Origin of the sequence: Mesorhizobium sp. M7A.F.Ca.CA.001.08.2.1 (assembly GCF_003998455.1) — a bacterium.
Taxonomy (GTDB): Bacteria; Pseudomonadota; Alphaproteobacteria; order Rhizobiales; family Rhizobiaceae; genus Mesorhizobium; species Mesorhizobium ciceri.
On the sequence record NZ_RZPW01000954.1, the window covers coordinates 1 to 2024 of the forward strand.

At 60.5% G+C, this 2024-nt stretch carries 3 protein-coding genes; 2 read left to right on the forward strand and 1 reads right to left on the reverse strand.

Annotated features, from left to right (window positions below; genetic code table 11):
• Window positions 1–3: 3 nt before the first annotated feature.
• Window positions 4–897 (reverse strand): branched-chain amino acid aminotransferase, encoded by an 894-nt coding sequence (locus tag EN914_RS33405; RefSeq protein ID WP_013530016.1) that lies wholly within the window; start codon window positions 895–897, stop codon window positions 4–6.
• Window positions 898–1143: 246 nt separating this feature from the next.
• Between EN914_RS33405 and EN914_RS33410 the strand changes: the two genes are divergently transcribed.
• Together EN914_RS33410 and EN914_RS33415 are read left to right on the forward strand one after the other, a co-directional pair.
• On the forward strand, window positions 1144–1677 hold the full coding sequence (locus EN914_RS33410; protein ID WP_024505623.1) for a MarR family winged helix-turn-helix transcriptional regulator: 534 nt from the start codon (window positions 1144–1146) through the stop codon (window positions 1675–1677).
• Window positions 1664–2024, forward strand: a 361-nt coding sequence (locus EN914_RS33415) for a response regulator (RefSeq protein ID WP_127389580.1), incomplete at its 3' end; no start/stop codon positions are given. The genes EN914_RS33410 and EN914_RS33415, both read left to right, overlap by 14 nt.

Here is a 2024-nt window from a genome sequence, read left to right on the forward strand (position 1 = left end):
TCGTTATTCTGCGGCGATCGCGTGCTTGGGCTGAACGGCCGCAGAATAGTCATTCATAAGATTCTTGGCTATTTCGCCGACCTCGAATCGGTAAGGCCCGATCTCCGAAACCGGCGTCACTTCCGCTGCCGTCCCGGTCAGGAAGCACTGCTCGAAGCTTTCCAGCTCTTCCGGCAGGATGGCGCGTTCAATTACCTCCAGGCCGCGATCCTTGGCCAACCCGATGACCGTGCGGCGGGTGATGCCGTCGAGGAAGCAGTCGGGCTTGGGTGTGTGGATCTTGCCGTCCTTGACGAAGAAGATGTTGGCTCCGGTCGCTTCGGCGACCTGGCCACGCCAGTCGAGCATCATGGCGTCGGCATAGCCCTTGGCCTCGGCGGCGTGCTTGGACATGGTGCAGATCATGTAGAGCCCGGCGGCCTTCGACTTGGAAGGCGCGGTGCGCGGGTCGGGCCGGCGCCATTCCGCCACATCGAGACGGATGCCTTTCAGCTTCTGCGCAGGATCGAAATAGCTTGGCCATTGCCAGATGGCGATGGCGCAGTTGATGCGGTTGTTCTGCGCCGAGACGCCCATCTGCTCACTGCCGCGCCAGGCGATCGGCCGGACATAGGCGTCCTGGAAACCCTGCTTCTTGAGAAGCGTGGAAGAGGCGTCGTTGAGCTCGGCCACCGAATACGGGATCTTGAAACCGAGCAGGCGTGCCGATTCATGCAGGCGCTCGGTGTGTTCGTTGAGCTTGAAGATCTCGCCGCCATAGGCGCGCTCTCCCTCGAAAACAGCGCTGGCGTAATGCAGCCCGTGCGTCAGCACATGGATCTTGGCGTCACCCCATTGGACGAATTCGCCGTTCATCCAGATGAAGCCATCGAGTTGATCGAAGGGAACGGATGCCATGGTAACCTCCCACGGGCGGCAGCCCGGATAGTTGTATCGTTGTGTGTTTCGTGTCGGCCGCCCAAAGCGGCTTTTATGGTGGAGCGTAGGCGGATAATTGCGCTCTGGCAAACTTAGGAAATTCCGGAAAAACCGGCTTCCCTTGCCTTTTCGTTCGCAATCCGCCCAAAAGCTTGTCAAAAATTACCATTGCAGGGAAATTACGTCAATAGTACTGACATAATCTCTCTTTCCCACGGAGAAATAATGACGGATCGAAGCCCAGCCGCCGGAAAACCGATCAGGACCGCAATGTCGGTCGAGGACGGCATCGACTTCGCCATCATCGAGCTGCTCTTCTTTGCCTATCGCGACTTCACCTCCGATCCGGACCAGATCCTGGCCGATTACGGCTTCGGCCGGGCCCACCACCGGGTGCTGCATTTCGTCAACCGCAGGCCGGGCCTGACGGTCGCCGAACTGCTCGACGTGCTGAAGATCACCAAGCAGAGCCTGGCCCGTGTGCTCAAGCAACTGATCGACACCGACCATATCGTGCAGTTGCAAGGTCCGCGCGACCGCCGCCAGCGCGAACTTTATCCGACAGCCAAGGGCCGTGCGCTGGCGCTGGCGCTGGCGCGGCCACAGTCGCGCCGCATCCATGCTGCATTGGGGGATTCCGGAGTAACCGAACGGACCTTGGTGGAACGGTTCCTCGAAGCGATGGTCAATCCGGAACTGAGGGCGCAGATCGACGTTGGGTCCGCAAAAATGTCAGGGAAAAGCCATGGAGAGCACTGAACGGGTCGATCACGCGGCCGCGCCGGACGACGACGCGCCGCATCTGCTTGTCGTCGACGACGACACCCGCATCCGCAATCTTCTCAAGCAGTATCTGACCGAAAATGGCTTTCGCGTCACCGTTGCCGGCAATGCCGGCGAAGCCAGGCGCAAGCTTGCCGGCCTCGACTTCGACCTTCTGGTGCTGGACGTCATGATGCCCGGCGAGACGGGCGTCGACCTGACCAAGTCGCTGCGGGCCGAAAAGAACGTACCGATCCTGATGCTCACAGCGCTGTCGGAGACCGACAGCCGCATCTCAGGGCTGGAGGCTGGCGCCGACGACTATCTGCCAAAGCCGTTCGATC